Annotated in this window: 22 protein-coding genes; 10 read left to right on the forward strand and 12 right to left on the reverse strand. The window is 60.3% G+C overall.

Translation table 11 applies throughout. From position 1 onward, the window contains the following. The first annotated feature begins 19 nt into the window (after positions 1-19). Genes IB252_RS16020 through IB252_RS16030 form a run of 3 tightly spaced genes read left to right on the forward strand, consistent with a single transcriptional unit; the run spans position 20 to position 2570 of the window. On the forward strand, positions 20-1102 hold the full coding sequence (locus IB252_RS16020) for a bifunctional transcriptional activator/DNA repair enzyme AdaA (RefSeq protein ID WP_192409492.1): 1083 nt from the start codon (positions 20-22) through the stop codon (positions 1100-1102). A 42-nt stretch (positions 1103-1144) separates the two neighbouring features. Next, the gene (locus tag IB252_RS16025) at positions 1145-1948 is read left to right on the forward strand and encodes an isocitrate lyase/PEP mutase family protein (RefSeq protein ID WP_192409493.1); all 804 of its coding nucleotides are present in this window, start codon (positions 1145-1147) and stop codon (positions 1946-1948) included. Positions 1949-1952: 4 nt separating this feature from the next. Further along, complete coding sequence (locus IB252_RS16030; RefSeq protein ID WP_192409494.1) at positions 1953-2570, forward strand: DNA-3-methyladenine glycosylase family protein; 618 nt, start codon at positions 1953-1955, stop codon at positions 2568-2570. A 125-nt stretch (positions 2571-2695) separates the two neighbouring features. Here IB252_RS16030 and IB252_RS16035 read toward each other — a convergent pair whose 3' ends face one another. The 3 genes from IB252_RS16035 to IB252_RS16045 form a co-directional block, all read right to left on the reverse strand. Beyond that, positions 2696-3793 carry an extracellular solute-binding protein gene (locus IB252_RS16035; protein ID WP_192409495.1) on the reverse strand — a complete coding sequence of 366 codons (1098 nt, stop codon included), beginning with the start codon at positions 3791-3793 and terminating at the stop codon, positions 2696-2698. 2 nt (positions 3794-3795) lie between these two features. After that, positions 3796-4920: an agmatine deiminase gene (aguA, locus tag IB252_RS16040; protein ID WP_192409496.1), complete on the reverse strand. Its 1125-nt coding sequence runs from the start codon at positions 4918-4920 to the stop codon at positions 3796-3798. 100 nt (positions 4921-5020) lie between these two features. Next, positions 5021-5905, reverse strand: coding sequence for a LysR substrate-binding domain-containing protein (locus IB252_RS16045; RefSeq protein ID WP_192409497.1), 885 nt, complete (start codon positions 5903-5905; stop codon positions 5021-5023). Positions 5906-6213: 308 nt separating this feature from the next. Between IB252_RS16045 and IB252_RS16050 the strand changes: the two genes are divergently transcribed. After that, on the forward strand, positions 6214-6702 hold the full coding sequence (locus IB252_RS16050) for a GFA family protein (protein WP_192409498.1): 489 nt from the start codon (positions 6214-6216) through the stop codon (positions 6700-6702). 209 nt (positions 6703-6911) lie between these two features. Here IB252_RS16050 and IB252_RS16055 read toward each other — a convergent pair whose 3' ends face one another. Beyond that, positions 6912-7520: a tRNA-(ms[2]io[6]A)-hydroxylase gene (locus tag IB252_RS16055; RefSeq protein ID WP_046032069.1), complete on the reverse strand. Its 609-nt coding sequence runs from the start codon at positions 7518-7520 to the stop codon at positions 6912-6914. Between the two features lie 160 nt (positions 7521-7680). Between IB252_RS16055 and IB252_RS16060 the strand changes: the two genes are divergently transcribed. Further along, on the forward strand, positions 7681-8544 hold the full coding sequence (locus tag IB252_RS16060) for a universal stress protein (RefSeq protein WP_192409499.1): 864 nt from the start codon (positions 7681-7683) through the stop codon (positions 8542-8544). A 175-nt stretch (positions 8545-8719) separates the two neighbouring features. Here the strand turns inward: IB252_RS16060 and IB252_RS16065 are convergent, their stop codons facing one another. Next, positions 8720-9190, reverse strand: a complete 471-nt coding sequence (locus IB252_RS16065) for a DUF1289 domain-containing protein (protein ID WP_008149863.1) — start codon at positions 9188-9190, stop codon at positions 8720-8722. Between the two features lie 408 nt (positions 9191-9598). On the opposite strand from IB252_RS16065, the gene acnB reads away from it, so the two are divergent. Next, entirely contained in the window at positions 9599-12208 is a 2610-nt protein-coding gene (acnB, locus tag IB252_RS16070) for a bifunctional aconitate hydratase 2/2-methylisocitrate dehydratase (protein ID WP_111452277.1), read from the forward strand. Positions 12209-12311: 103 nt separating this feature from the next. Here acnB and IB252_RS16075 read toward each other — a convergent pair whose 3' ends face one another. Together IB252_RS16075 and IB252_RS16080 are read right to left on the reverse strand one after the other, a co-directional pair. Then, positions 12312-13973, reverse strand: a complete 1662-nt coding sequence (locus IB252_RS16075; protein WP_192409500.1) for a SulP family inorganic anion transporter — start codon at positions 13971-13973, stop codon at positions 12312-12314. Between the two features lie 235 nt (positions 13974-14208). Next, on the reverse strand, positions 14209-15489 hold the full coding sequence (locus IB252_RS16080; RefSeq protein ID WP_008149861.1) for a serine/threonine transporter: 1281 nt from the start codon (positions 15487-15489) through the stop codon (positions 14209-14211). A 270-nt stretch (positions 15490-15759) separates the two neighbouring features. Here IB252_RS16080 and IB252_RS16085 point away from each other — a divergent pair, with 270 nt between their 5' ends. The 4 genes from IB252_RS16085 (at position 15760) to IB252_RS16100 (ending at position 18617) form a co-directional block, all read left to right on the forward strand. After that, positions 15760-16143: a tautomerase family protein gene (locus tag IB252_RS16085; RefSeq protein WP_111452275.1), complete on the forward strand. Its 384-nt coding sequence runs from the start codon at positions 15760-15762 to the stop codon at positions 16141-16143. A gap of 31 nt (positions 16144-16174) precedes the next feature. Further along, the gene (locus IB252_RS16090; protein ID WP_192409501.1) at positions 16175-16792 is read left to right on the forward strand and encodes a TetR/AcrR family transcriptional regulator; all 618 of its coding nucleotides are present in this window, start codon (positions 16175-16177) and stop codon (positions 16790-16792) included. Positions 16793-16981: 189 nt separating this feature from the next. Continuing rightward, the gene (locus IB252_RS16095) at positions 16982-17500 is read left to right on the forward strand and encodes a cysteine hydrolase family protein (RefSeq protein WP_111452273.1); all 519 of its coding nucleotides are present in this window, start codon (positions 16982-16984) and stop codon (positions 17498-17500) included. Positions 17501-17648: 148 nt separating this feature from the next. After that, positions 17649-18617, forward strand: coding sequence for a 2-hydroxyacid dehydrogenase (locus tag IB252_RS16100; protein WP_111452272.1), 969 nt, complete (start codon positions 17649-17651; stop codon positions 18615-18617). On the opposite strand, the gene tssA is transcribed toward IB252_RS16100, so the two are convergent. The 5 genes from tssA to IB252_RS16125 are packed head-to-tail and all read right to left on the reverse strand — an operon-like array spanning position 18618 to position 26141. After that, positions 18618-19706, reverse strand: coding sequence for a type VI secretion system protein TssA (tssA, locus tag IB252_RS16105; RefSeq protein ID WP_192409502.1), 1089 nt, complete (start codon positions 19704-19706; stop codon positions 18618-18620). Further along, positions 19703-23521, reverse strand: a complete 3819-nt coding sequence (locus IB252_RS16110) for a type VI secretion system protein (RefSeq protein ID WP_192409503.1) — start codon at positions 23519-23521, stop codon at positions 19703-19705. The genes tssA and IB252_RS16110 overlap by 4 nt, the downstream gene beginning before the upstream one ends. Then, positions 23518-24285, reverse strand: a complete 768-nt coding sequence (locus tag IB252_RS16115; RefSeq protein ID WP_192409504.1) for a DotU family type IV/VI secretion system protein — start codon at positions 24283-24285, stop codon at positions 23518-23520. Before IB252_RS16115 ends, IB252_RS16110 begins: the two co-directional genes overlap by 4 nt. 18 nt (positions 24286-24303) lie before the next feature. Beyond that, positions 24304-25635 (reverse strand): type VI secretion system baseplate subunit TssK, encoded by a 1332-nt coding sequence (gene tssK, locus IB252_RS16120; protein ID WP_192409505.1) that lies wholly within the window; start codon positions 25633-25635, stop codon positions 24304-24306. A gap of 56 nt (positions 25636-25691) precedes the next feature. Further along, positions 25692-26141: a type VI secretion protein gene (locus tag IB252_RS16125; protein WP_192409506.1), complete on the reverse strand. Its 450-nt coding sequence runs from the start codon at positions 26139-26141 to the stop codon at positions 25692-25694. Positions 26142-26271 lie beyond the last annotated feature (130 nt).

Consider the following 26271-nt stretch of genomic DNA (forward strand, 5'->3'; position numbering starts at 1 on the left):
CGCGGCTTATGCTCGGCCCATGAACCTACAAAACGCTTTGCTTCCGCCCCACGCCGAGATGGTTCGCGCCATGCTCGAACGAGACACCGCCTACGAGGGGGTGTTCTTTACCGCGGTCAAAACCACCGGCATCTTCTGTCGCCCCAGTTGCACGGCGCGCAAGCCGAAACCGGAGAACGTCGAGTTCTTCGCCCATGCCGATGAGTGCATGTCCGCGGGCTATCGCGCCTGTCTGCGCTGCAAACCGCTGGACGCGGCGGCCATCGCGCCGGACTGGGTGCAGAAGCTGCTCAAATCGGTGGATGCCGACCCCGAGCAGCGCTGGACCGATGCGCAGCTGCTGGCCGAAGGCATCGAACCGCTGAAACTGCGCCGCTGGTTCAAGCAGCATTTCGGCATGACCTTTCACGCCTGGCTGCGCACCCGACGCCTCGGCATGGCGTTGGGCGGGATCAAACAGGGCGATTCCATCGACAACGCGGCGTTCGATTCGGGCTACGAGTCCCTGAGCGGGTTTCGCGATGCGTTTCAAAAGTCCTTCAACATCACGCCCGGCCGCGCCGCCAACAGCGAGCCGCTGCTGTTCACTCGCCTGACCACACCGCTGGGGCCGATGATCGCCATGGCCGAACGACGCGGGCTGGTGCTGCTGGAGTTTCTTGATCGGCCAGCGCTGACCAAGGAAGTGGAAGAATTGCAGAATCGATACGGCTATGCCGTCGCGCCAGGACATAACGCGCATTTGCAGCAGATTGAAGCCGAACTGACGCAGTATTTCGCCGGCAAACTCACTGACTTCAAGGTTCCACTACACTTGCCTGGCAGCGATTTCGCCCGACAGGTCTGGGCCGAACTGGCGAAGATCCCGTACGGCCAGACCAGCACTTACGGCGCCATTGCGGCGCTATTGGGCAAACCCGGCGCCAGTCGCGCCGTGGGCCTGGCCAACGGACATAACCGTCTCTCGATTGTCGTGCCCTGTCACCGGGTGATCGGCACCGACGGCTCGTTGACCGGCTATGGTGGAGGACAACCGCGCAAGGCGTTCTTGCTCAGGCTGGAAAAAGCGGCGGTGCAGATCACGCAACCACTCGCATTCTGATCATTTGCAGGTTTCTCAAAAAGTCATAAGGAAGGACATTCGATGGACACGCCATTTCACCAACTGCACCACGACGGCTTGCTGATCCTCACCAATGTCGCCGATGCCGCCGGGGGGCGCATCGTGGAACAGTTGGGCTGTAAAGCTGTCGCCACCAGCAGCGCGGCAGTCGCCTGGGCTCACGGTTATCCGGACGGCAACGCCCTGCCCCTTGAGCGCCTGGTATCGACGGTCGAGTCCATCGCCCGGGTGATCTCGGTGCCGTTGACCGTGGATATCGAGGCCGGCTATTCCGATGACCTGACGCGGGTGGCCCAAGTGATTGATGCGGTCATCGCAGCCGGCGCGGTGGGGATCAACATCGAGGACGGTGCTTCCCCGCCCGAGCTGTTGGTGCGCAAGATCGAAGTCGCTCGTCAGGTGGCCGAACGTCGCGGCGTGAAGCTGTTCATCAATGCCCGCACCGATGTGTACCTCAAGAGTCTGGTGCCCGCCGAAGATCGCGTGGCCGAGACGCTCAAGCGCGCCGCGTTGTATCAGGCGGCCGGTGCCGATGGTTTGTTCGCGGCTGGCGTCACGGCTGAGTACGAGATCGCTGCGCTGTGCCAAGGCACTCCGTTGCCGTTGAACGTCCTCGGGCTCCCCGGCTTGCCATCGCCTGAAGAGCTGAAAGCCCTCGGCGTACGCCGTTTGAGTGCAGGCTCGCGCATTGCTGAGTTTCTGTATGGCGCCATGGGCGCACTGGCCAAGAGCTTTCTGGAAACAGGGACACTCGACAGCCGTGACCTGAAGGCCCTCACCTATGGTGAAGTGAACGCCCTGTTGGCGCCGTCCGGGAAAGCTTGAGCCCATGCCCGACGCCTATCTGCCCGCCACTGAGTTTCTATCGTCCATCGATGAGGACTGGCGTCGCCACATCGCCGCCGTCGGCCCTTGCCTGCATCAGCCCCATGCGGCTCGCGATCCTTATGAGTCGCTGGTGCGGGCGATTGCCTACCAGCAACTGCATGCGAAGGCCGGGGATGCGATTGTCGGTCGATTGATCGCGTTGTTTGGGACGGGTACGTTCCCGAGGTCTGAACAAGTTGTCGCGACCGGGTTCGATCAACTACGCAGTTGCGGGTTTTCCGCCAGCAAGATCGCGACCATTCAGGGCATTGCCCAAGCGGCGCTGGACGGTGTGGTGCCGGATTACGCCACGGCACTGGCCATGGAGGATGAGGCGCTGATCGAGCGGTTGATTACCTTGCGTGGGGTTGGGCGCTGGACGGTTGAGATGTTGCTGATCTACAGCCTGGAACGGCCGGATATTTTGCCCGCCGATGATTTTGGGGTGCGTGAGGGGTATCGGCGGATGAAGGGGCTGGAGGTGCCGCCGACGCGCAAGCAGATGATTGAGATCGGGTTGGCGTGGAGTCCTTATCGGACGGTGGCTGTCTGGTATTTGTGGCGGATGACCGGCAAGTAGACCGCGTTATCGTTCATCGCGAGCAGGCTCGCTCCCACATTGGATTTGTGAACTCCCGGGATCCCCTGTGGGAGCGAGCCTGCTCGCGAAGGCGTCAGCACATTCAACACATCATCCCAGGCCAGTCATAACCCCGACTTCAACCGACTGAACGCCCGAATCAAAGCCCGGTTAAATTCCTTGCCATTGTCATTCTTGCTATACAACGAAGCCCTCACCTCAGCCGACGGATACGTCCCCGGGTCATTGCGAATCGCCGGATCAATCAAGCCGTCCGCCGCCGTAATCGCATTGGCGTAGTGGATGGTGTCCGTGATGGGCGCAATCACCTCCGGCGTCATCAGATAATCCATCAACGCCAGCCCCGCCTGAGGATGAGGCGCATCCTTGGGAATGACCATCGCGTCGAACCAGATCAACGTGCCCTCCTTCGGTATCCGATAACTCAGCTTGAACGGCTTGTTCGCAGCCTCGGCCTGTCCCGCGGCGATGGCCACATTGCCGTTCCACGACATCGCGACGCAGGTGTTGCCGTTGGCGAGGTCACTGATGTTCAGGTCATTGTCGAAGTAGCGAATATAGGGCCGAATCTTCGCCAGTTGCTGTTCGGCCCGTTTCAGGTCATCGAGGTTCTGGCGGTTGATGTCCAGGCCCATGTACTTCATGACTGCGGCGAACACTTCGTTGGGATCATTGAGCAAACTCACCCCGCAATCGGCAAATTTTGACACCACTGCCGGGTCGAACAGCATGGCCCAACTGTCCCGTGGTGCGTCGGGCAGGCGCTGCATGATCGCCTCTTCCTGGTAGCCGACGCCGGTGGTGCCCCAGGCGTAGATCCCGGCGTAGCGATTGCCCGGATCGAACACCGCCATGTGCTGGCGGAACTCGTCACCCACGCCGGCAAAATGCGGCAGCTGTTGCGGGTTTATCATTTGAATCGCACCACTCTGGATCGCCCGGGACAAATGCTGACCGGCGGTCAGCACCAGGTCATAGCCGCTGCGCCCCGTGAGCAGTTTGGTCTCTACGGTTTCCAGGGAGTCGAAGTGGTCGGCCACCACGTGGATGCCGGTTTTCTTCTCGAAATTGCTCAGGGTGTCCGGGGCCAGGTACTCGCCCCAGATGTACAGATTGACCACCGGTTTGGCGGTATCGGCGGCCTGTACACACAGGGGTGCGAGCACCAGCAGTAATGCTTGAGTCAGTTTGTGCAGGCCCATTTTCAAACTCCCTTTTTGTTGCAGGCACTGCCGGCGTACTGCGGCATGGTGATGCACGCGACATTGCCGCCGCCGAGGAGGATTTCCCTGGAGTTTTCGATACCGACGATTTTGTGTTGCGGGAACAGTTCGGCGAGGGTTGCCTGTGCGGCCTGATCGTTGCGATCGCCAAACAGCGGCACCACGATTGAGGTGTTGCCGGCGTAGTAGTTGATGTACGACGCGCAGATTTTGGTCCCGGCCTGACGGGTGTGCGTACTGTCTTGCTGATCCAGGCCTTCGGCTTCTTCAGCGGTCCATTCCAGCACATCCGGTTGCGGCAGCTTGTGCACTTTCAGCTCGCGGCCACGGCTGTCGCGGGTGCTGCGCAGAATGTCGTAGGCCTCCTGGTAGATTTCCCATTGCGGGTCATCGCGATTGTCGGTCCATTGCAGCACCACTTCACCGGGGCGCACGAAGCAGGCGAGATCGTCGACATGGCCGTCGGTTTCGTCGAATTTGCAGCCCCGTGGCAGCCAGATGATTTGCTCGGCGCCGAGGTAATCGGTCAATCGCCGGGTGACTTCTTCCTTGCCCAGGTGCTGGTTGCGATTGCGGTTGAGCAGGCATTGCTCGGTGGTGAGAATGCTGCCCTGGCCGTCGCTCTGGATACCACCCAGTTCGGCAATCAGCGGCGCGCGGTAGCGGTCGAACCGTTCGATTTCGAGGATTTTACTGGCGATCTGATCGTCCTTGTCCCACGGGTAGTACAAGCCGCCGTCGAGGCCGCCGTATGCGTTGAACTCGAAGTCCACGCCCCGCACTTCACCGCTGTCGTCATTAACCACAAAGCATGGGCCACTGTCGCGGAACCAGGTGTCATTGCAGGTCATTTCCACCACCCGCACTTGAGGCGGCAATTGGCGGCGAGCGGTGGCGAACTGCGCGGCAGAGGCGCACACGGTGACCGGCTCACTTTGGGCAATGGCGGTGACGATCTGTACCCAGACTTTCTGCGCAGGTTTGGCGCCGTTGCGCCAGACGTCGGTGCGCTCTGGCCAGCCGAGCCAGCAACCGGACTTGGTTTCGAATTCGCCGGGCAAACGGAAACCATCGAGTTTGGGGGTGGAGTCGAGCAGAAGTGCCATGGTCAAACCTCATCAGCGGGGATTGGAATGACCACAGGCTAAGGTCGCCGGCGCCCTCCTCGCCAACGATGATTATTTCGGAATACTTGAATTCAACTCATCAATCGATCAGTTGATCGTTGAACCATTCCAGCATCTGCGCCACTGCCGGGCGCTCCAGCCTCACTCGCTCACACACCAGCGCATATTGGCCGAGCGCAGTCATGCTGGAGGTGAACGGCCGGACCAGACGACCGCTGAGCAAATCCTCCTGCGCGGTCAAGTTATCGCCCATGGCCACACCCTGGCCTTGAGCCGCCGCTTCCAGCGCCAAACCGGCGTGGGCGAAATACAACTGCCGTTCGGGGCGCTGATCGCCGGCATGGCTGGTGAGCCAGGCGGTCCAGGTCTTGCCGTCCTGATCGTCGTGCAGCAGGCAGTGACGCGCCAGATCCCTGGGGGTTTTCAAGGTGCCCTGGTTGAACAGTCCGGGGCTGCACACCGGGAAGAACTGCAAGGCCGGCAAGGGCCGGACAAAGTACGCGCTGCTGTCCACCGGGCCGGTGCCGTAAGTGATCGCCAGGTCGATGTCTTCGCCCGGCGCCGTGCCATCGATCGGTTGCTCGTAGAGGTGCAAGGTGATGTGCGGATAGCGCGCGTAAAAATCCGTCAGGCGACTCATCAACCACTTTTGCGCCAGCTCGGCGGTGACTGCCAGACGCAACACCGCCAGCGATGACGGGTCACGCAGTTCATCGCAGGCATCGCCGATCAGTTCGAAAGCCTGCTGCAAGCTTTGCATCAGGCGCCCGGCCGCCATCGTCGGGCGAATCTGCCGGCCTTCACGGATGAACAACGTCACGCCCAAATGCTCTTCGAGCTGGCGAATCTGATGGCTGACCGCGCTGTCGGTGACGCACAACTCCGCCGCTGCCCGGCCGAAATGGGCGTGACGGGCGGCGCATTCGAAGGTTCGCAGTGCGGCCAGAGAAGGCAGTCGTCGCATGGCAAAGGCTCCAATAGGAAGGCGCCCATGCTGCCCCGGCCATGGGTGGGCGTCCAGCGGGACCACGTTATCGTTCATCGCGAGCAGGCTCGCTCCCACAGGGGAATGCATTTCAAATGTGGGAGCGAGCCTGCTCGCGATGGGGCCTGCACAGCCACCGCATATCCGACGCCATCACACTCACTTATGGGCAATGACTTCCCCCCAAACCCGACGCAGGTTACCCGGCGATGCGATTCTCGTACCGGTGGAGGGGCGCTGAAGGTCTAGGCTGTCTTGGGTAAGTTCCAGACCTGTCGGAGGTTCCCATGCAGCTCGAAGGTTCCTGCCATTGCGGCGCGGTGTCGTTCAGCTTGACCAGCGCCCACCCCTACCCGTATCAGCGTTGTTATTGTTCGATCTGTCGCAAGACTCAGGGCGGTGGCGGCTACGCGATCAACTTGGGTGGTGATGCCGACAGCCTTAAGGTACGCGGTCGCAAGCACATCGCGATTTATCACGCACGACTCAAGGACGAAGGTGATAAACGCGCCCACAGCAGCACCGCCGAGCGGCATTTCTGTTCGCTGTGCGGTTCAGGCTTGTGGCTGTTCAGCCCCGAATGGCCGGAGCTGATTCACCCGTTTGCCTCTGCCATCGACACCCCGCTGCCGGTGCCACCGGAGCACACGCACTTGATGCTCGGTTCCAAGGCACCGTGGGTGGAAGTCGAGGCGCATCCTGGGGATCAGCAGTTCGACGTCTATCCCGAAGAATCCATCGCCGAGTGGCATGAGCGCCTGGGTTTGAGCCGCTAAGCCGGTTCACAGTCTTTGACATTTCGACGGTGCTGGCCGTGCAGTATCTGGCCAACAATGCGGCGGACAGCGGCGGATGAAGGCTTCACTGGCTGGGCAGGTGGTGTACACCTTTTGACGTTGCGGTATTGCTGATGGCCTCTTCGCGGGCAAGCCCACTCCCACAGGGGTTTGTGCCGGTCGCATAATTTGAGTACGACTCGAAAGCGTCAGGCGGCCGCTGGCACACCGCTGTGGAAACGAAACTCCACATCCGGTGACTCGATCAGCTCTTGCTCGGCGGCGCGGACCTTGTCGATCACCTGGGCGATGTCCTTGGCGTCACCGTACTGGTAGGCCAGTTTCAGGTAACCCTGGAAATGCCGGGCCTCGCTCTTCAGCAGGCCGAAATAGAACTTGCCCAGCTCTTCGTCCAGATGCGGCACCAGCGCTTCAAAACGCTCGCAGCTACGGGCTTCGATAAAGGCGCCGACCACCAGGGTGTCCACCAGTTTGACCGGCTCGTGGCTGCGCACCACTTTGCGCAGTCCCGAGGCGTAGCGCCCGGCGGACAGCTGACGCAGTTCGATCTTGCGCTTTTTCATCAGGCGCATGACCTGTTCGTGGTGCACCAGCTCTTCCCGGGCCAGACGCGACATCAGGTTGATCAGATCGACGTGAGAGTGGTACTTGGCGATCAGGCTCAACGCGGTACTGGCGGCCTTGAATTCACAGTTTTTGTGATCGATCAGCAGGGTTTCCTGATCAGCCAGCGCGGCCTGAACCCAGCCATCGGGGGTGCGGCAGCCGAGGAACTCGTGAATTTCGGGAAGGATCATGGGGCTCACGGATAAGAGGTTCAAAATCGAAGGGCGCCGATTATACCGGCCTGCCGGCAGACCACCAGTCGCGACCGTTGATATACATCAAGTCCCGAATGGCCAGCCAGCAACTATAGTTGTCCAACGCAGTATTTTTTACTTCATGGAGATCCCGATCATGCAAGCCATTCGCAGCATTCTGGTGGTCCTCGAACCCGAACACTCGGAAAGCCTGGCGCTCAAACGGGCCAAGCTGATTGCCGGCGTGACCCAGGCTCATCTGCATCTGCTGGTCTGCGACCGCAAGCATGACCACAGCGGCATGTTGGGCGTGCTCAAGGCCGCGCTGATCGAGGACGGCTACAGCGTCACCACCGAGCAGGCCTGGAACGAAAGCCTGCACGAAACCATTGTCGATGTGCAGCAAGCTGAAGGCTGTGGACTGGTGATCAAGCAGCATTACCCCGACAGTCCGCTGAAAAAAGCCCTGCTGACCCCGGCGGACTGGAAACTGCTGCGTTACTGCCCGACGCCGGTGCTGCTGGTCAAAACCTCGAAACCGTGGACTGGCGGGGTCATTCTGGCGGCAATCGATGTCGGTAATACCGATGCCGAACACCGCACCTTGCACGCTTGCATCGTCGATCACGGTTACGACATCGCCAGCCTGGCCAAGGCCCATTTGCACGTGGTCAGCGCCCATCCGTCGCCGATGCTGTCGGCGGCCGACCCGACGTTGCAACTCAGCGAAACCATCGAGGCGCGCTATCGCGAACAGTGCAAATCGTTTCAGGCCGAGTTCGACATTGATGACGAGCACCTGCATATCGAGGAAGGTCCGGCGGATGTGTTGATTCCGTTCATGGCCCACAAGCTGCAGGCGGCGGTGACGGTAATCGGTACCGTGGCTCGGTCCGGGTTGTCAGGGGCGTTGATCGGGAACACGGCGGAGGTGGTGCTGGATGCGGTGGAAAGCGATGTGCTGGTGCTGAAGCCGGATACGATCATGGATCATCTGGAGGAGATCGTTACGCAGCATTGAGATTTGCAGCACCCTTGTGGCGAGAGGATTTATCGAAACGTCGCACCGCCCCGTTCGGCGACACAGTCGTCGCAAAACCGGCGCACACGGTATATCCGACTCATCTGGGTCGCCTGGTTTTGGGGTCGCTTCGCAACCCAACGGGGATAAATCCCCTCGCCACAGGTTATTGTGTTCAGCCGCCGAAGGCGTCTTTGAGGAAACCGGGGGCAATGTAGCGCTGGTAATGCGCCTCGGAGAGCAAAAAGAACTCCCGATCAATGGCATCCCGCAGTTCCGGCAGGTTCCAGTCGCGAAACTCCGGCATCAGCACCATCCCGTAGGCTTCCAGGTTATTGATGACCCGCGCGCCCCGGGCGATCAACTGGTACGCCCAGCAATATTCCGACTGATGCGGCACAAAGCGGATCTTGCGCTGCTCCAGCTGCAGGCGCAGGCGCTGGGGATCGAAAACTTCAAGCTTGCTGGCCATCACCTGGGACAGCAGCAGCTCAAGACGCAGCCACACCGCGCGTTTTTCCTCCTCGTTGTAACCATTCCAGTTGATCACTTCATGGTGGAAACGCTTGCAGCCACGGCACACCAAATCACCGTAAACAGTGGAGCAGAGGCCGACGCAGGGGGTCTTGATGGTCTGATTGGGCATAGGTTGGGAGAGCACGGAAAAGCAGAACAGGTCGGCATGTTAGCCCTTTGTCTAACATTGATCACCCCTCAAAGTTAAAGGCCTAACTTACCTTTAAATTTTTTTTGCCGTAGAATCAGCCAGCCTTTTAAGGCGCCAATGTCCGTTAGAAGCTGTTTTCAAAGCGTCACGAGCACAGTCGTTCCTTCAGAGCGGTGTTGGCGAAGGGTTTTTCCAGCGGGGAAAAGCCCAACGCCAACCCTCATCAGCTCCCCGTTCTGCAGGCGTAAAACTTTGAAAGCAGCTTCTGTAAGGAATTGTCGGTAATTCTGGCTTAGTGGCCCACAACGCCATGCAGCGCATGAGTACGGCAATTTCGGGATGAGCGTCCCGGACACCCATTTGGGACCACTGATGAGGGTAATAACTGTGCTTGAAGCCTACCGCAAACATATCGAAGAGCGTGCAGCACTGGGTATCGTTCCCCAGCCGCTAAACGCCGAACAAACTGCAGGCCTGGTCGAGCTGCTGAAGAATCCCCCGGCTGGCGAAGAAGCTTTCCTCGTTGACCTGATCACTAATCGCATTCCGCCAGGTGTGGACGAAGCAGCCTATGTAAAGGCCGGTTTCCTGTCTGCCCTCGCCAAAGGCGAAGCAAAATCCCCTCTGATCGACAAGAAACGCGCTGTTGAACTGCTCGGCACCATGCAGGGCGGCTACAACATCGTGACGCTGGTCAATCTGCTGGACGACGCCGAACTGGCGCCAGTCGCTGCCGAAGAACTCAAGCACACCCTGCTGATGTTCGATGCTTTCCACGACGTCGCTGAAAAAGCCAAGAACGGCAACGTTCACGCTAAAGGCGTGCTGCAATCCTGGGCTGACGGCGAGTGGTTCAAAAACCGCCCTGTCCTGGCCGACAAGATCAGCCTGCGCGTGTTCAAGGTCACCGGCGAAACCAACACCGACGACCTGTCCCCTGCTCCAGACGCCTGGTCCCGCCCGGACATCCCGCTGCACGCCCTCGCCATGCTGAAAATGGCCCGTGAAGGCATCGTGCCTGACGCCCAGGGCGTCACCGGTCCGATGAAGCAGATCGAAGAAATGCGCAACGCCGGCTTCCCGATCGCCTACGTCGGTGACGTGGTCGGTACCGGTTCTTCGCGTAAATCCGCCACCAACTCGGTGCTGTGGTTCTTCGGCGACGACGTTCCTTTCGTACCGAACAAGCGTGCCGGCGGTTTCTGCTTCGGCAGCAAAATCGCTCCGATCTTCTACAACACCATGGAAGATGCTGGCGCACTGCCAATCGAATTCGACGTCACCAACATGCACATGGGCGACGTGATCGACCTGTACCCGCATGCTGGCAAAGTCTGCAAGCACGGCACTGACGAAGTCCTGACCACCTTCGAAATGAAGACCCCGGTGCTGTTGGACGAAGTTCGTGCCGGCGGCCGTATCCCGCTGATCATCGGTCGCGGCCTGACCGACAAGGCCCGTGCCGAACTGGGCCTGGGCCCTACCGACCTGTTCAAACTGCCTGAAGCACCTGTCGACACCGGCAAAGGCTTCACCCTGGCGCAGAAAATGGTCGGCAAGGCGTGCGGTCTGCCAGAAGGCAAAGGCGTTCGTCCTGGCACCTACTGCGAACCGAAAATGACCACCGTGGGTTCTCAGGACACCACCGGTCCGATGACCCGTGATGAACTGAAAGACCTGGCGTGCCTGGGCTTCTCGACCGATCTGGTGATGCAGTCCTTCTGCCACACCGCGGCTTACCCTAAGCCGATCGACGTGACCACCCACCACACCCTGCCAGACTTCATCATGACCCGCGGCGGCGTTTCCCTGCGTCCGGGCGACGGCATCATCCACAGCTGGCTGAACCGTATGCTGCTGCCGGACACCGTCGGTACCGGTGGTGACTCGCACACCCGTTTCCCGATGGGCATTTCGTTCCCGGCCGGTTCCGGTCTGGTAGCGTTTGCCGCAGCCACTGGCGTTATGCCGCTGGACATGCCGGAATCGATCCTGGTGCGCTTCAAAGGCAAAATGCAACCGGGCGTCACCCTGCGTGACCTGGTTCACGCCATTCCTTACTTCGCGATTCAGGCTGGCCTGCTGACTGTCGAGAAGAAAGGCAAGAAGAACGCCTTCTCCGGCCGCATTCTGGAAATCGAAGGCCTGGACAACCTGAGCATCGAGCAAGCGTTCGAGCTGTCCGACGCCTCGGCCGAACGTTCGGCTGCCGGTTGCACCATCAAGCTGTCGAAAGAGTCCATCACCGAGTACCTGAGCTCCAACGTCACCCTGCTGCGCTGGATGATCGGCGAAGGCTACGGCGATGCGCGCACCCTGGAACGTCGTGCTCAAGCGATGGAAGCCTGGATCGCCAACCCTGAGTTGATGGTTGCCGATGCTGACGCCGAATACGCTGAAATCATCGAAATCGACCTGGCCGACATCAAAGAGCCTGTGCTCTGCGCGCCGAACGATCCGGACGACGCCCGTCTGCTGTCCAGCGTTGCTGGCGAGAAGATCGACGAAGTGTTCATCGGTTCGTGCATGACCAACATCGGTCACTTCCGCGCTGCCGGCAAGTTGCTGGATCAGGTCAAAGGTCAGCTGCCAACCCGTCTGTGGCTGTCGCCGCCGACCAAAATGGACGCTCACCAGCTGACCGAAGAAGGCTACTACGGCATCTACGGCAAGGCCGGCGCGCGCATGGAAATGCCGGGCTGCTCGCTGTGCATGGGTAACCAGGCACGTGTAGAGCCGAACTCGACTGTTGTGTCGACGTCGACCCGTAACTTCCCGAACCGTCTGGGTGACGGCGCGAACGTCTACCTGGCTTCGGCCGAGCTGGCGTCTGTTGCTTCCATCCTGGGTCGCCTGCCGACCGTCGAGGAGTACATGGAATACGCTGGCAAGATCGACAGCATGGCGGCCGATGTTTACCGCTACCTGTCCTTCGACCAGATCGCCGAGTTCCGTGAAGCTGCTGCGAACGCCAACATCCCGGTCGTTCAAGCCTAACGCTGCAACGCAATAAAAAACGCCGCCCATCGTGAGATGAGCGGCGTTTTTTTATGCCTGCGTGAAGAGCAATGTCGAATCGTCACACCGCCGCTCCCAGAGGTTATGCGGATGACTTGAGTGCTTGTTGCACTGCAACGTCGACGCTCAAATCACTGAAGATCACCTGTGCTCGCTCCTGCGCCGACAACTTCGACAGTACGGCCTGAGCCTGATTCTTGAGCCGCGCCAAAATCAGCAGTTTGTCCTCAGCCCGCACCTGCAAAAAGAACGCCTCCAGCGCCTCAATGCTGGTGCCATCCAGGTCGGGCGTCTCTTCCAGACTGAGAATAATCGTATGAACCGGCGTTAACGCGTGGCGGGCCAGATGCAATGCACCGCCGAGAATGCGCTCCACGTTCGCGAAAAATAACGCTTCGCTCGGCCTGACGATCAGCACACCGGGGATCTCGCGGGCCTGAGGGTGGCGCTGCAGATCTACAAAATCATGACCGCTGCCTATCCGCCCCAGCACCTGAACATCCGCCGATGACATCTGTTTCAACATCAGCACCACACTGATCACCACCGCCACCAACAAACCGTCCAGTACTCCCAGCACCAGCACCGCCGCCACGGCACAGATCACCAGCAGACGGTCACGGCGCCAAATGAAATAACGGCCCAAGGGCTGCAGGCTCAAGCCGCGCGCCAACGCATAAATGACGATGGCCGCCAGCACCGGCTCGGGGGTCAGGGCGATCCAGGGCAACACCGTCAAGACAATGAGCAACACCACCCCCGCCGCGACTGCACCCGCCAGACGCGATCCAGCACCCGCCGCCTCATTGGCCGCAGTCGCCGAGTAACCGGCGCCCGCCGGCATGCCATGAAACAGGCCCGACAGCAGATTGGCCGCGCCGAGTGCCAGCAGATCGCGGTTCGAGGACACACGGTCGCCGTGCTTTAGCGCAAACGAGGTGATCGATCCGTAAGACTCGGCATACAAAATCATCAACATGGCGAACGCCAATTCGCCCAGGCGCAGCCAGTCGGTAAACGGCAGCACGGGAAGACGAGGCACTTCCAGGCTCAGATCAATCACGCCGATCAGTTTCACCCCATAGGCTGGCAAGTTCAGCCATTGGCCGGCCGCGATGCCGAGCGCCACCACCAGCAAACCTCCCGGCAAACGCCTGACCCGCGCGCACAGCCACAGCACCAGCAAGGACACCGCCGCCACGAGGGCGCCGACCCGGTTCCATTGCGGTAATTGCTCAAACAGCTGCGGCAGGAAACGGATCAGGTTGCCATTGCTAACGTGCACATCGACGATGCTCGCTACTTGCTTGAGGATGATCGTCACCGCCAGGCCGAATGCAAAGCCTCGCAGCACCGGTTTGGCAATAAACGACGTCACGCTGCCGAGTTTGAACAACCCGGCCAGCAGGAAAAATCCGCCCGTCACCAGCACCAGACCGATCGCCAGGGTCATGCGCAGGCCCGAGTCACCATTGGCCAACGTGGCTGTGGCGGCGGCGAGTACCGCCGCCGAAGAGGATGTCGCGGAAACGATGGCAAAGCGACTGGTACCGAACAGCCCGTAGCACAGCAAACCGGCAAATAACGCAATGACACCCGCCTGTGGCGGCAACGCGGCAATGCTTGAATAGGCGACCGCCTCGGGCAACAACAACCCGGCAATCGACAACCCGGCCAAAACGTCCAGCCAGCGGTTTGGCCTGTCGGCACGGGGTTGCGCCGATGCGCCGTGGGCACCTGCCATAAAGCGTCTCCAGAGAAAGGGGCAATCCTGCGGCAAACGGTCTACGACGCGCTGATGCAGCCGCAAGCTTAGCCGCTAATCCCATGGGACGTGTGCGCTGGATCAGGGGCGTGCGTTCTCCAACGCAAAAAAAACGCCGTCCATCGTGAGATGAGCGGCGTTTTTCATGCCTGCAAGGTTTGCACTAACCCCCTGTGGGAGCGGCGTGTCAGCCAGTGGTTGGCTGGCCTGTGATTCAAGCAGTCAGCGAATAGATCAACGCCGAAATTGCCACCAGGCCCACCGCCGTCACGAAGACGTTGGAAGCCTGACCGCGATAACGCGCCATGGCCGGAACCTTGCGGATCGCGTACATCGGCATCAGGAACAGGATCGCGGCGATGATCGGGCCACCGAGGGTTTCGATCATCCCCAGAATGCTCGGGTTCAGCGTGGCAACGATCCAGCAGACCACCAGCATGAAGGCGGCAGTCATGCGATCCAGGGTCTTCGGTGCCGGGCGCTTGCCACTCTTCACGATCAGACCTTTAAGACCTTCGCTAGCGCCGATGTAGTGGCCCAGGAACGACTTGGAAATGGCCACGAAGGCAATCAACGGCGCCGCGAAGGCGATGGTCGGGTTGCTGAAGTGGTTGGCCAGGTACGACAGGATCGACAGGTTCTGCGCCTTGGCTTCAGCCAATTGCGCCGGCGACAGGGTCAGCACGCAACTGAACACGAAGAACAGCACCATCACCACCATCAAGGCGTGGGCGCGCGACAGGATCTGCGAGCTACGCTCTTCGGCGTGATCGCCATAACGACGCTTCTGGTCCACCGCAAACGCCGAGATGATCGGCGAATGGTTGAACGAGAACACCATCACCGGAATCGCCAGCCATAGCGTGTGCAGCAGAGCCGACGGTTCTGGCAGCGTCGATGCGGTGGCGAGGATGCCGCCGTTCCAGTGGGGAATCAGGAACACCGCGAGGAATAGCAGCGCAACAATGAACGGATAAACCATCAGGCTCATGGCCTTGACGATCGCCTGCTCGCCGCAACGTACCACCGCCAACAGGCCGAGGATCAGCACCAGCGACAGCACGGCGCGCGGTGGCGGCATGATGTGCAGTTGATGCTCGAGGAAACTGCCCACGGTGTTGGTCAGGGCCACGCTATAGATCAGCAGGATCGGGAAGATCGCGAAGAAGTACAGCAAGGTGATCAGCGCGCCAGCCTTGATCCCGAAGTGCTCTTCCACGACTTCAGTGATGTCCGCGCCTTCGCGTCCGGACAACACAAAACGGGTCAGGCCACGGTGTGCGTAAAACGTCATGGGGAACGCCAACACCGCCAGGACCAGCAACGGCCAGAAGCCGCCCAGACCCGCGTTGATCGGCAAAAACAACGTGCCAGCCCCGATGGCCGTGCCAAACAGGCCCAGCATCCAGGTGGTGTCATGGCGATTCCAGCTCTCAAGCGTCGCTGGTGTAGCCGATACATAGCGTTCGTCGACGCTATTGGCCTGATCATTCATCCGGTGGGATCTCCGCATTCCGGTCAGTTGCTACCCGGTCAGGACGAGTCGGAAAAATCCGACAGGCAGCGCCCTGGCCGAAACAGGGGCGCGATTGTCCGGGATTAATGAGCAGAAGCAAAGACTTAGCTGAGGAGTGGTTGTGCGGATCAGATCCATCGGCACACTTTATTAAATAGATGTTTTAAAAAATCTATTCAATAAAAGAATGCCGTCATGTAATTTCGATGCTCACTGCTGACCGTCAGCCCTTACTTGCGGAGCCCTCTCATGCCACTCGTTCGCGTCGACATCAAGAAGCATCAAGACCCGACTTACGCCAAACGTGTCGGGCAATTGATCTACGCCGCCATGCACAGCGCCATTGGCGTGCCGCAGAACGATAACTTCCAGATTCTTGCCGAGCACGACGAACAGCATTTCATTTTTGATCCCGGTTACCTGGGCATCAATCGCACCGACAATCTGGTGGTGATTCAGATCACCTTGAGTGAAGGCCGCACCATCGAGCAAAAGAAACTCCTCTACAAAACCATCGCCGAGAGCCTTAACGCGGAACTGGCGGTGCGCCTGGAAGATGTATTCATCAATTTGGTGGAGGTCAAGAAAGAGAACTGGTCGTTTGGCAATGGCATAGCCCAGTACGCCAGCTGATTTCTACCTTTTATATACCTGTGAGCCGCCAATGCCCCGAGTCTCCCGCAAACAAGCCGAACTCAACCGCGAGATCATCGTCGAGGCCGCCACCCGTCTGTTTCGCGAACGCGGCCTGCACGGGATCAGTGTCGTCGATGTGATGGCCGCCGCCGGCCTCACCCATGGCGGGTTCTATGGTCACTTCGAATCCAGGGAAGCGCTGGCAAAAGAGGCGTGCAGCCGGGCGTTCACCCAATCGTTGGAACGCTGGAAGCAGAAAATAGAAGACAACGACGACAGTCTCTCGGCCCGCGAGAGCATCATCGCGCCCTACCTGTCCGCGGCCAATCGCGATAATCCGGGCGAAAGCTGCCCGGTGACCGCGTTTGCCGGCGACATGTGCCATGAAACCGCAGAAAGCGGTTTGCACCAGGCCTACACCCAAGGCCTGGAGGCATTGTTGCAGATGCTGGCACCGCTGATGGGCACGGATCAGCCCGACACCAATCGGCAAAAAGCGTTGGTGGACTATTCGCTGATGGTCGGCGCCCTGACCCTGGCCCGCGCCACCCGGGGTGACGCCTTGTCCGATGAAATTCTCGACGCAGCCCGGACGGTTCTCACCTCGGACACGGCCGTTGACACACCCGCGACGCCGACTGCATGATCGGCCTCATGAATATTCCTGCGCTGAACCTCACCCGCACCACCACGACCGCTTCCGGCGGGTCGTGCGGTGGCTGGCTGAGATAAACACAGCGCAGTGAACCCAAGGCCCCGCCAGCAATGGACCGGGGCCTTGTCGTTTCTCCCGTCCGTTCGGCAATTTTCGTATGACACCCAAGGAGAAACACCCATGTCATCAGCACTGTTGATCATCGATATGCAGGTCGGTCTGTTCCACGGCCCGGAAAAACCCTACGACGGTGAACGGGTACTGGCGAACATCCAGCAACTCATTCGTCAGGCCAGGGAGCGCAGCGTGCCGATCTTCGCGGTGCGCCATACCGGCCCCCAAGGTTCGCCCATCGAAGTCGGTAGCCCCTTCTGGCAGCTATTGCCCGCACTGGATCTGGATGCCGGCGCCGATATCCTGTTCGACAAAACCCGACCCAATGCCTTTTACGACACTGCGCTGGCGGAGCAACTGCGGGCTAGCGGGATCAATGAGGTGTTCATCGCCGGCATGAAAACCCAATATTGCATCGACAGCACCTGCCGGGCGGCGGCCGAACTGGGGTTCAAACCCATACTCGTGGCCGACGCGCATACCTGCATGGACACACCGGCGCTGCCGGCCCGGTCGATCATCGAGCACCATAACGCAACGCTGAACGGTGCCTTCGCAAAGGTGTTGAACACCGTGGATATGTAAGCGCTGCGGAAACGCTCCTACACTGAGGTCGAAGGCCATAAGCCTGCTATCGTTGGTAGATGCCAAACCGTCGCGGAATCAGCCATTTGAAGCAACGTTTTCAAGCCACTTTCGAGCCCCGACTTTCCGATGTCCACAGGAGCCCAGCATGCCTGCAACCGTTCTGGTACTGGTTGAAACCATCAATGAGTACCTGCCGATTCTCGAACATCAGGGGTTTCACCTGATTCTGGCTCCGACACCCGCCGAGCGCGCCGACGCCATCACACGGCATGGCGCCCGGATCGATGCGGTGCTGACCCGCGGCCCATTGGGCCTGTATGCCGACGAAATCACCGCCCTGCCCAATCTCAAGATCATCTGCGTGATCGGCGCGGGCTACGAACACGTCGATCTGCAAGCTGCCGCCAACCGGGGCATTACGGTCACCAATGGCGCCGGCGTCAATGCCTCTTCAGTCGCCGACCATGCCATGGCGATGCTGCTGTCGCTGGTGCGTGACATTCCCCGTTGCGATGCCGCCGTGCGCCGGGGTGAGTGGCCGAAAATCATGCGCCCTTCCCTCGCTGGCAAACACCTGGGTGTCCTGGGGCTCGGTGCGGTCGGCATGGCCATCGCCAAACGCGCCGCTCACGGCTTCGACATGACGATCAGTTACCACAACCGCCAGCATCGCAGCGATGTGCCGTACAGCTTCCGCTCGACGCCCACCGAACTGGCACGGGAATCAGACTTTTTGGTCGTCGCCACCCCCGGCGGGCTGGGCACCAAACACTTGATCAACCGACAGGTACTCGACGCCTTGGGCCCCCAGGGCTTCATCGTCAACATCGCCCGAGCCAGCGTGATCGTCACCGCCGACCTGATCAGCTCGCTTGAGCAGCGACGCATTGCCGGCGCCGCACTGGATGTGTTCGATGCCGAACCTCATGTGCCGGACGCACTCAAGGCGTTGACCAACGTGATCCTGACGCCCCATGTCGCGGGGCTGTCCCCGGAGGCAACGCAAGGGACTGTTGAACTGGTCGGGAAAAACCTGGTGGCGTTCTTTTCCGGTCAGCAGGTATTGACGCCCATTGCCTTGCCCACACCGATCATGGCCATGCCAATTCGCTGATCAAAGGACGCCCAACAGCGTCCACAGGCGCCGGGATTCGGCATCGGCCGAGATCAGTTCGCCCAACAGTTCGCTTAGAGGCTTGTTGCCCCACTCCACCCCGCGCTTGATCAAGTACGGGACAGGGCTGTGGGGTTCGGTGCGCGCCAGGTACTCGGCAATCAATAGCAATTGTCGATACGCCTCGTCGCGACTCGCCGGTTCGCGAAACACCTGAGGCACCGATGTCGCTTGCGGCAAATCGACAGGTCCGGACGCCGCCACGGGTGGCGCCCCGACAGGTACCTCGGTTGACTGTCGTGGGTGCATGGCAATGAACTCCTGGACCAGCGTCAATAGCGCCTCGATCACGTCCTGCAAGGCTTTGAAGCCCGGGGCCTGAGTACCGAGATAGGCATCACTCCAGCCTTCCAGCCGTTGCAGATGTTGCAGGCTCATCAGCAGACAGCCCTGGCTGTGCAACCAGAATGACAGGGGCGTTGCACGAATCTGTTCGGTAAGTTTTTTTTGTTCGCTGCGCGCAGTTTCCGCCGAGGCTTTCGCCGCCTTGCTGTCATTGACCAGCACCTGTTGCACCTGCAAACGCCGCCAGGCATCCAGACACAAGCCATCGAATTCGCTGTTACGCGGATCGAGCAACGGCACTCGGGTCAGTAGCACTTCACTGTAGCGCCGGGACAGCCATTCAAGCGGTATTACCCGCCATGACTGATCACCGTCCTCAGCCTGAGGATGAAGATGCTCGGGATAGCGTTCGCATAACCCTGCAACCAGCGCGAGACTGCCCGGCAACCCTTCCAGCCCGTCCTGATGCAACCAGGCCTCACCGAGCCAGGCGCTGAGCATCAGGTCCTTGCTGCGTTCCAACAGCAAGGTCGTGGTCAGTTTTTCCAGTTCCGGCCATTGCGCCCGTTTGATCGACGACTGCCAGACGCCCGTCGGCAGGCTCGTGTCGTCCTCGCGGCGCAGTTCACGCGCCTGGTCGAATTCACGTTCATAGCGCAAATCCTGACCGCAAGGTGCCTCCTCGCTGATCGGCTCAAGCAACCGGACAATCAGTTCCGGTAACGGTTTTGAAGGCAGGCTCACAGTCCCTCCTCATTGTTCACCAGATTCGCGGTCACCCCTGTCACCATGAACGGCGAACGCGGCGCTCGGGTGGGCAGCGGCTGAATGGATAGCGGCAGCTTCGAGCCCTGGGTCATCAGCGACAGGCGGACAAACATCAGGGTCTGCTCAGCAGTGGCGGTCTGCGCCGTTACCGGCAAGCGCAACGTCAGCGGAAAATCGGTGTAATCCATATTCGGCTGGCGCTGCACCGACTGGTGCGAACGGATCAATCGCAGCAATGACCACGGCCCGCCGTACTCCCAACCGGCTTCAAGATCGCGCACGACCAGGCTTGGCTGCAACGGATCGTTGGCCGGGCGCTGGTAGCCGTTTCTGGCCCAGCGCAAGGTCAGCCGGACGGGTTGGCCGACCATCCAGCGCAGGTTCGGCTGGGCCTCGCCGGGGTAGCTGATCTGTTGATTGCCGGCATCCAGCCCCCAGGCAATCACTTGATCGGCACCGCGCTCCTCCTCTCGATCGGTGCGCCAGCGCACGTCCATTTCAACGCCGAGGATGCCGCTCTTGTCCCGCACAAATAGCGGGCTCAGCCAGGTACTGGCCTGCTTCAAACGGTTGAGAAAATCCTCGGCGGCCAGGCGCTCCGGCGTCTGACTGAGCTGCAATCCGGCCTGGGCCACGGGCAAACGCTTGTCGATCAGTTCGAGGAAATGCTGAACCCGCGCAGGGTCCGCGTCGGAAGCCTGAATGCCCTTGGCAAACGGAAAGCGCTCGGCCAGGTACTGGTTGAAATAGTTGGCCACGTCGTTCCACGCCGCCGATGCCTGCCGCTGTTGCAGGTACTGACAGCGTTGCATGGCGCTTTGCTGCAGTTCCAGGGCGCGCATGGCCAACGTCCCGCGCCCGCCGGACAGGCTGACGGTTTGCAGCACCTGGACGCAGGACGTGGCATCCATTTCGATGAAGTCGCGGCTCACCAACTGCTCGATCTGGGCCGGCGAACTGGCGGGGTTCTGGTCCTTGTACTTGAGCAGTTCATCGTTGAGTGCGCTGAATTGTGTCACCCGCTCGTAGTCCAGCGCCGAGAGATTCTGCTGCTGGGTTTTCAACCACTCCAGCGCCGAGGTGCGCCGTTCGGTGATGCCCAGCATGGTATTGAATTGCTGTTTGAGACTCAGCTTCAAATCCTGCACATCGCTGGCGCCATACAGTTGCAGACCGAGGTTTTTAGAGCCGTCCCACTGGCTGATTTCAGTGCGCTCGCTGAAGAGCGGCTGGGCGACGATTTCACCCAGGCCGTCGACCACCTGGTTCAGTGCGCGTCGGTTCAAGGCGCTTTGCAAGCGCGTCGCCAGGTCGCTGCGGCGTAACTCGACAAAGGCTTTCTGCAAGGCCACCGCCTGAGGCGCCTGTACATTGAACACCCCGTCGGCAGGAGACTGGTCATTGTGCTCCTTGAGGCTCAACCACATGGCCTTGGCCGCCGCGCCTTCGGCGGCTTGCAACAATGCACCGCGATAATCCGGCGGGATACGCGGCAGTTCTTCGGCGGCGTAACGCTTGTAACTGGCGAAATAGTTCAGCGCGCCGTTGAGGTCATCGCCATCGACATTCTGGCCCTGCATGTCGCTGGCATCCGACTGATCCGCACGCAAGGCAATGGCCACGAAGTCGCGTTTGAACAGGGCCTGCACCGCGTTGTTCAACTGGCTGACATGCTCTTGTAACGTCAGTTGCCCGCTACCTTGTTGCACCAGCAAGTTGCCTCTGGTCCCTGCCTGAGCGATCCACTGATCGCGAAAACTCTGCTGCAACTTCGACGCTTGCTGATCCAGTTGTTGTTCGACCTGCGGACCGAGCAAGATGCTCTGGCGCACCTTGTCCATCATCTCGCGATAGCCAGGTACCAGATCCTGGCCTTTGCCGCGGCTCCATGCCGAGTTGGTCAGGCCGATCAGCGCTTGCAGGTCGTCGATCAGCGCCCGCAGGTCCTCAAGCTCAGTCAGGGAATTGCCACTGCCGGCCTCGAGCCGCTCCAGGTGCAACTTGAGATAACCGGCCTGGCGTACGAAGTTGTCCGCGAGAAAGTACTGGTCAAGCCAGCGTTCCATGAGCCCGGAAAAGTTTTCCTCTATCGTCGAGCGCTCCATGGCCAGGTCCAGCGGTTTGAAGTCGCCGCCATCGGTATCGAGCAACACCCGGTTGTAAAAACCGGCATGGCGCAACGTGCCGACATTGAGGTTCAGGGACAACGCGTTGTTGCTCAACAATGCCAGGTCTTCAAGCGGCGCCTTGGGGTTGTTCAGCGCCTGATTGAACCATTGATTCTGTTGCTCAAGACGTACCGCGCGCGCCACCAGATCTTTGGCCTTGGCATAGTTCTGCCATTGGGCCGGGTCTTCGCTTTCGACGTTGCCACGTCGCTCCGTATTGCGGATGGCCTTGAGTTGCACCAGCTCCGCGTTCAGCAGGCTGTGCAATGGCTGCAACAAATGGCTCTGGGCGGTCAAGCGCAGTTGATTCTCCAGTTGCATGTCCAGGGATGAGAACCAGGAGGTGGGAAACACCACGCGAGTAAAACTCCACTGCGGGGCCTTCTCCAGAACTCGCCAGAAACCCTGGACGTTGCGCCGGGTCGACTCCAGTCGATGGGACTCATCCGTAACCGCCACGTAATTCTTCTGCGCGCCTTGCAGCAGGCGCGACAGTTCATGAGCCTCCTTGACCGAGTCCTGCCAGACCCACAGCATGCTCACGGCCCAGACCACACCGACCACCAGCGCCACCACACCGGTCAATCGCTGCCAACGCTGACGCAGGCGCAACAGTCGGGGCACGACCTGGGCCACCCCCCGTTCGGCGACCACTCGCCGTTGCCACAATTGCCGGGCAAACGTACTTTGCTGCAACCCGGTGTCGTAGGCCGAAAATCCGTTGAGAGCGTCCTGCGCAGGCTGGTTGGCGGTGAAATAAACCCCTCGAAAACGCGGCGCCTCACCTTGGGCATTGCCCTGAAAAACCGGTTCCAGCAGGGTTTGCAGGTTGCGCCTCAAGGCTTCAAGACGTTCCGGCAAACCAAATAGCTCGCCACTCAAATGGCCGGACAAGGCACCGATTTCGATGATTGACTCCGATAAGGCGCGGTTAACCTGGTCCAGCGCCTGATCACTCCATTGCGCTTGCCAGGTCGCATCGGGGCCATGGGGTGAGGACCAGCCCAACACCTGCTCGCGGGTTTCGACCGGCAGTGCTGTGATCAACTCTTGAAAACCCGGCAGCTCTTCCATGCCGGTAATGACCACGTACACCGGCAGGCTCAGGCCGAACCGTTGCAATAGATCGATGAACCGTCGGCGAGCCGCCAGGCCCAGGGTCGCGGCCTGTTCGGTGTTGCCCAGGCGACTGACCGGCACGGTCCAGATCACCCCGTCCAGTGGCCGTCTGCTACGCAAGCGCAAGATCAACCCCAACAAGCGCCACCAGCCGCCCCGTTGCAGGTTCATGCCTTCATCCGGCAAAAACAGCGCCTGTGGCACCACCAATACCGCGCCTTCGGAGTCCGACCACCAGCGCCCGAACCAGGCTGGTTTGTCCGTCGGTTGCAGGTGCCACTGACTGCATAACTGTGTGCCCTGGGTTTCGTTGCCGAGCATCAGCAACCATGGAATCTGGTAGCGGTCCTGAGCGCCCTGCTCCTGCTCCATGTGCCGCACCGAGGCATAAAAACTGCGGATCGCCGCTCCGCTCTGGGTGCGCAACCACCAGAGCGCCACCCCGATAATGCTCAGCACCAATAGCACGGCGATGACCAGGCCGATAATCTCCAGGGTGCTCATGAGTCTTGCTCCGAGGTGGCAACCGAATCGATCATTTGCAAAACCGGTTCGAGCTCCTGGCGAATATCCCGCCAGAACAACTGGCCGAGTCCGGTCAGCAACAGGATCATGGCGAGTATCCCCAGGCCCAGGCGAAAGCCATCGGGCAACGACTGACGCACGGGCAACTGCACTGGCGGCACGGCCGAAGGTTGCGCGAGCCTGGCGCTGACATCGACATAATCCGCTTCGTGCTGCCAGGCAAAGGTGAACAGCGCCAGGCGTAATTTTTCATGTTGAGCCTGACTCTGCTCGCCCCGCAGCCGCCCCTCAAACCCTAATACCAGGCACTGCAAATAGACATTGGCGAGGTCGCGGGTGGTGGGAATCTGCTCGTCCAGCAACGTCTTGATGGCCAACGGCAGCCTCTCACCGGCCTGACGGCTGGCGTACATCCTCGACTCCAGGGGTTTTTCCTGCCAGGCGGACTGGCCCGGCCACGGGGTAAACAACAGGGTTTCATCGATCAGCGCGACAAAGGCATAGACCAGCGCCTTGACCTGTTCGGTCGCGGCGTCGCCGACCCGAGCGAATGCCGTTCGCCACAGCCGCTGGGAAATTTGCGTAGACAGTTCGACCACGGCCTCCACCAGCGCCTCGTCGTCATTGTCCTTGGGTAACTGGTTCCATTCCTCGGACCATTGCAGCCAGGCCTCGCGAAAGGCACTGCTCAGCGGTGCTTCGTGGAGGCCCCATGTACCCGTCCCGGCATTCCCCTCAGACATATGACGCCCCTTCCTTGATCAAGCACTTTCGCTCGCCTGGGTCACAAACAACACCACTTGCCATGGGCTGCTCGCCGGTTTTGAGGCCGGCGCAGCAATCAGCAACGGCAACTGCCCGTCGAACCATTGGCCTTCGGCCGTCACCACAAACAACCGCGTATCGTCGCCGACGCTGTAGGCCACTTGCTCGTTACGGCTCATGGTCTGATGGGACAAGCCGCTCATGCGCTGGCGACTGAGCAACGGGATGTGCGGCTGCGACGCGATGATCGCGCCGCTCAGCCATTCGCTGGCGGCTTGCTCGCCCACACCGTTGGGCATGCGCAAACCGATGACCAGGCGCTGGCTTGGCTGATCGTCGGGCAGTTGAATCGAGAAGCTCTGTTCATTGCGCGAAAACGGCAGGCTGCGATAGCCGGCGCGAATCAATTCGAGGGTTTTCTCCAGCCAGTCGAGGACCGCTTCATAGCCGCGTTGCAGCTCCAGAAAATCCAGCGGTGCAAACGGCGGCACTCCGGCCAACGGGTCCAATGCAGACCAGGCGCCAGCCAGTCCGAGCAACAGGCCATACAGGGTTTGCGGGTTGGCTTGACGGCTGCTCAACGCGCCTTCGACTTCCGGCAGCCGGGCCCAGAGTGCGGTCAACTGGCGACGAATTTCCATCGCGTCGTCCTGATTGCCGGCCTGCTGCGCCTGACGCAAACGCCCGGCGAGGAACATGCATTTCTCCCGCGCCCGGGCACACAAACCGGCCACCCGACGGCCGATGACGGACTCCGGCAACAGGCTGGGGGTGGGTGGTGTGTAAGGCAACGGGATAAAACCGCCACCCTCCTTGCGGATTTTCAGCAGCGGCAGGCAGATGGAGTCGGCCTTGTTCAACTGCGTGCACAATCGCGGATTCGGACGCCACACGGTGATCGATTCGGGGGACTCGCCGCTGGTTAAATCCGGCAACGCATCGCCGACCACTGATTGCAGTCGGCCCTTGAGCGGCAGCAACTGCCCGGCACGCCACAACGGGCTGACCGCCAGAAAAACCGTCACCGTGGCGTCGTCGGTGGCGTTGATGGTTTCGCTGACGTCGAGCTCCAGTGTCGGCCCCACACCGGCTTGCAGATTGACCGGCAAACCGTCGGGCATTGTCCCTTGCAGATGGAGCAACCGCACTAGCCCGGCACTCAGTGCGCCGGGGTCGATTTCGACCCGACTCACGCCCCAGAACCATGGATTACACGCCTGGGCAAAATGCGCCACCAGCGCCTCGGCCCGTAGCCCTTGTAACTGAAAATGCTGGGGCAATAACTGCATGCCCTCGTGCCAGCAAACTGCGTCAGGTAACAGGCTCATACGATTCCTTTCGACGTCTAAGTGTCGCCGCGCACATGGGCGTTCTTGCGATGTATTCAGTTCGGGCTGTCGCCAACCAACGTCATCTCGCGACTGTCGAACTTGAGCCAGACATTGCTCTGGTCATCCAGCCGCAACCGGTGTGCTCCGGGAGTGTTATAGCTGGCGAAGACCAAAAGTCCAGCCGCCCGCTTGCCCCCCAGCGGGAAGGGTTGTTTATCGATGAATTGACCGGGGACCAGCTCAAGCCCCCAGACCGTCATCAGCTGCCGGTAGTCGCGTTGATACTGCTCACGCTCGGAGAACCACTGCCGCGCGGTGATACCCGACAGTTGTTTGAGCAAATCCTTGTCGTTCACCGCAATAAAATCCACGGCAATCGGGGTGTCGTCGTTGGCCTTCGGAGCAACGTCGAGCGTCAGGTTGTCGAGGTCCACACGAGGTCCGAACAACGAACAGCTGGTGAGGGTCAGGAACAAGACCAAAGCAAAAAAACGTGCAGGCAAAATGAATGTTCCTTTTCTCGAGACAGTCCAAAAATGTTTTCGCTTGCTTTTTTATAGACCTGTTCTAGCTTCTTGGGTAGTTCGGCCCACACGGCGAACGTGGAAGGTTTGTCAAAGGAACGACAGGTCC

Source organism: Pseudomonas sp. PDM10 (genome assembly GCF_014852295.1).
Classification (GTDB): domain Bacteria; phylum Pseudomonadota; class Gammaproteobacteria; order Pseudomonadales; family Pseudomonadaceae; genus Aquipseudomonas.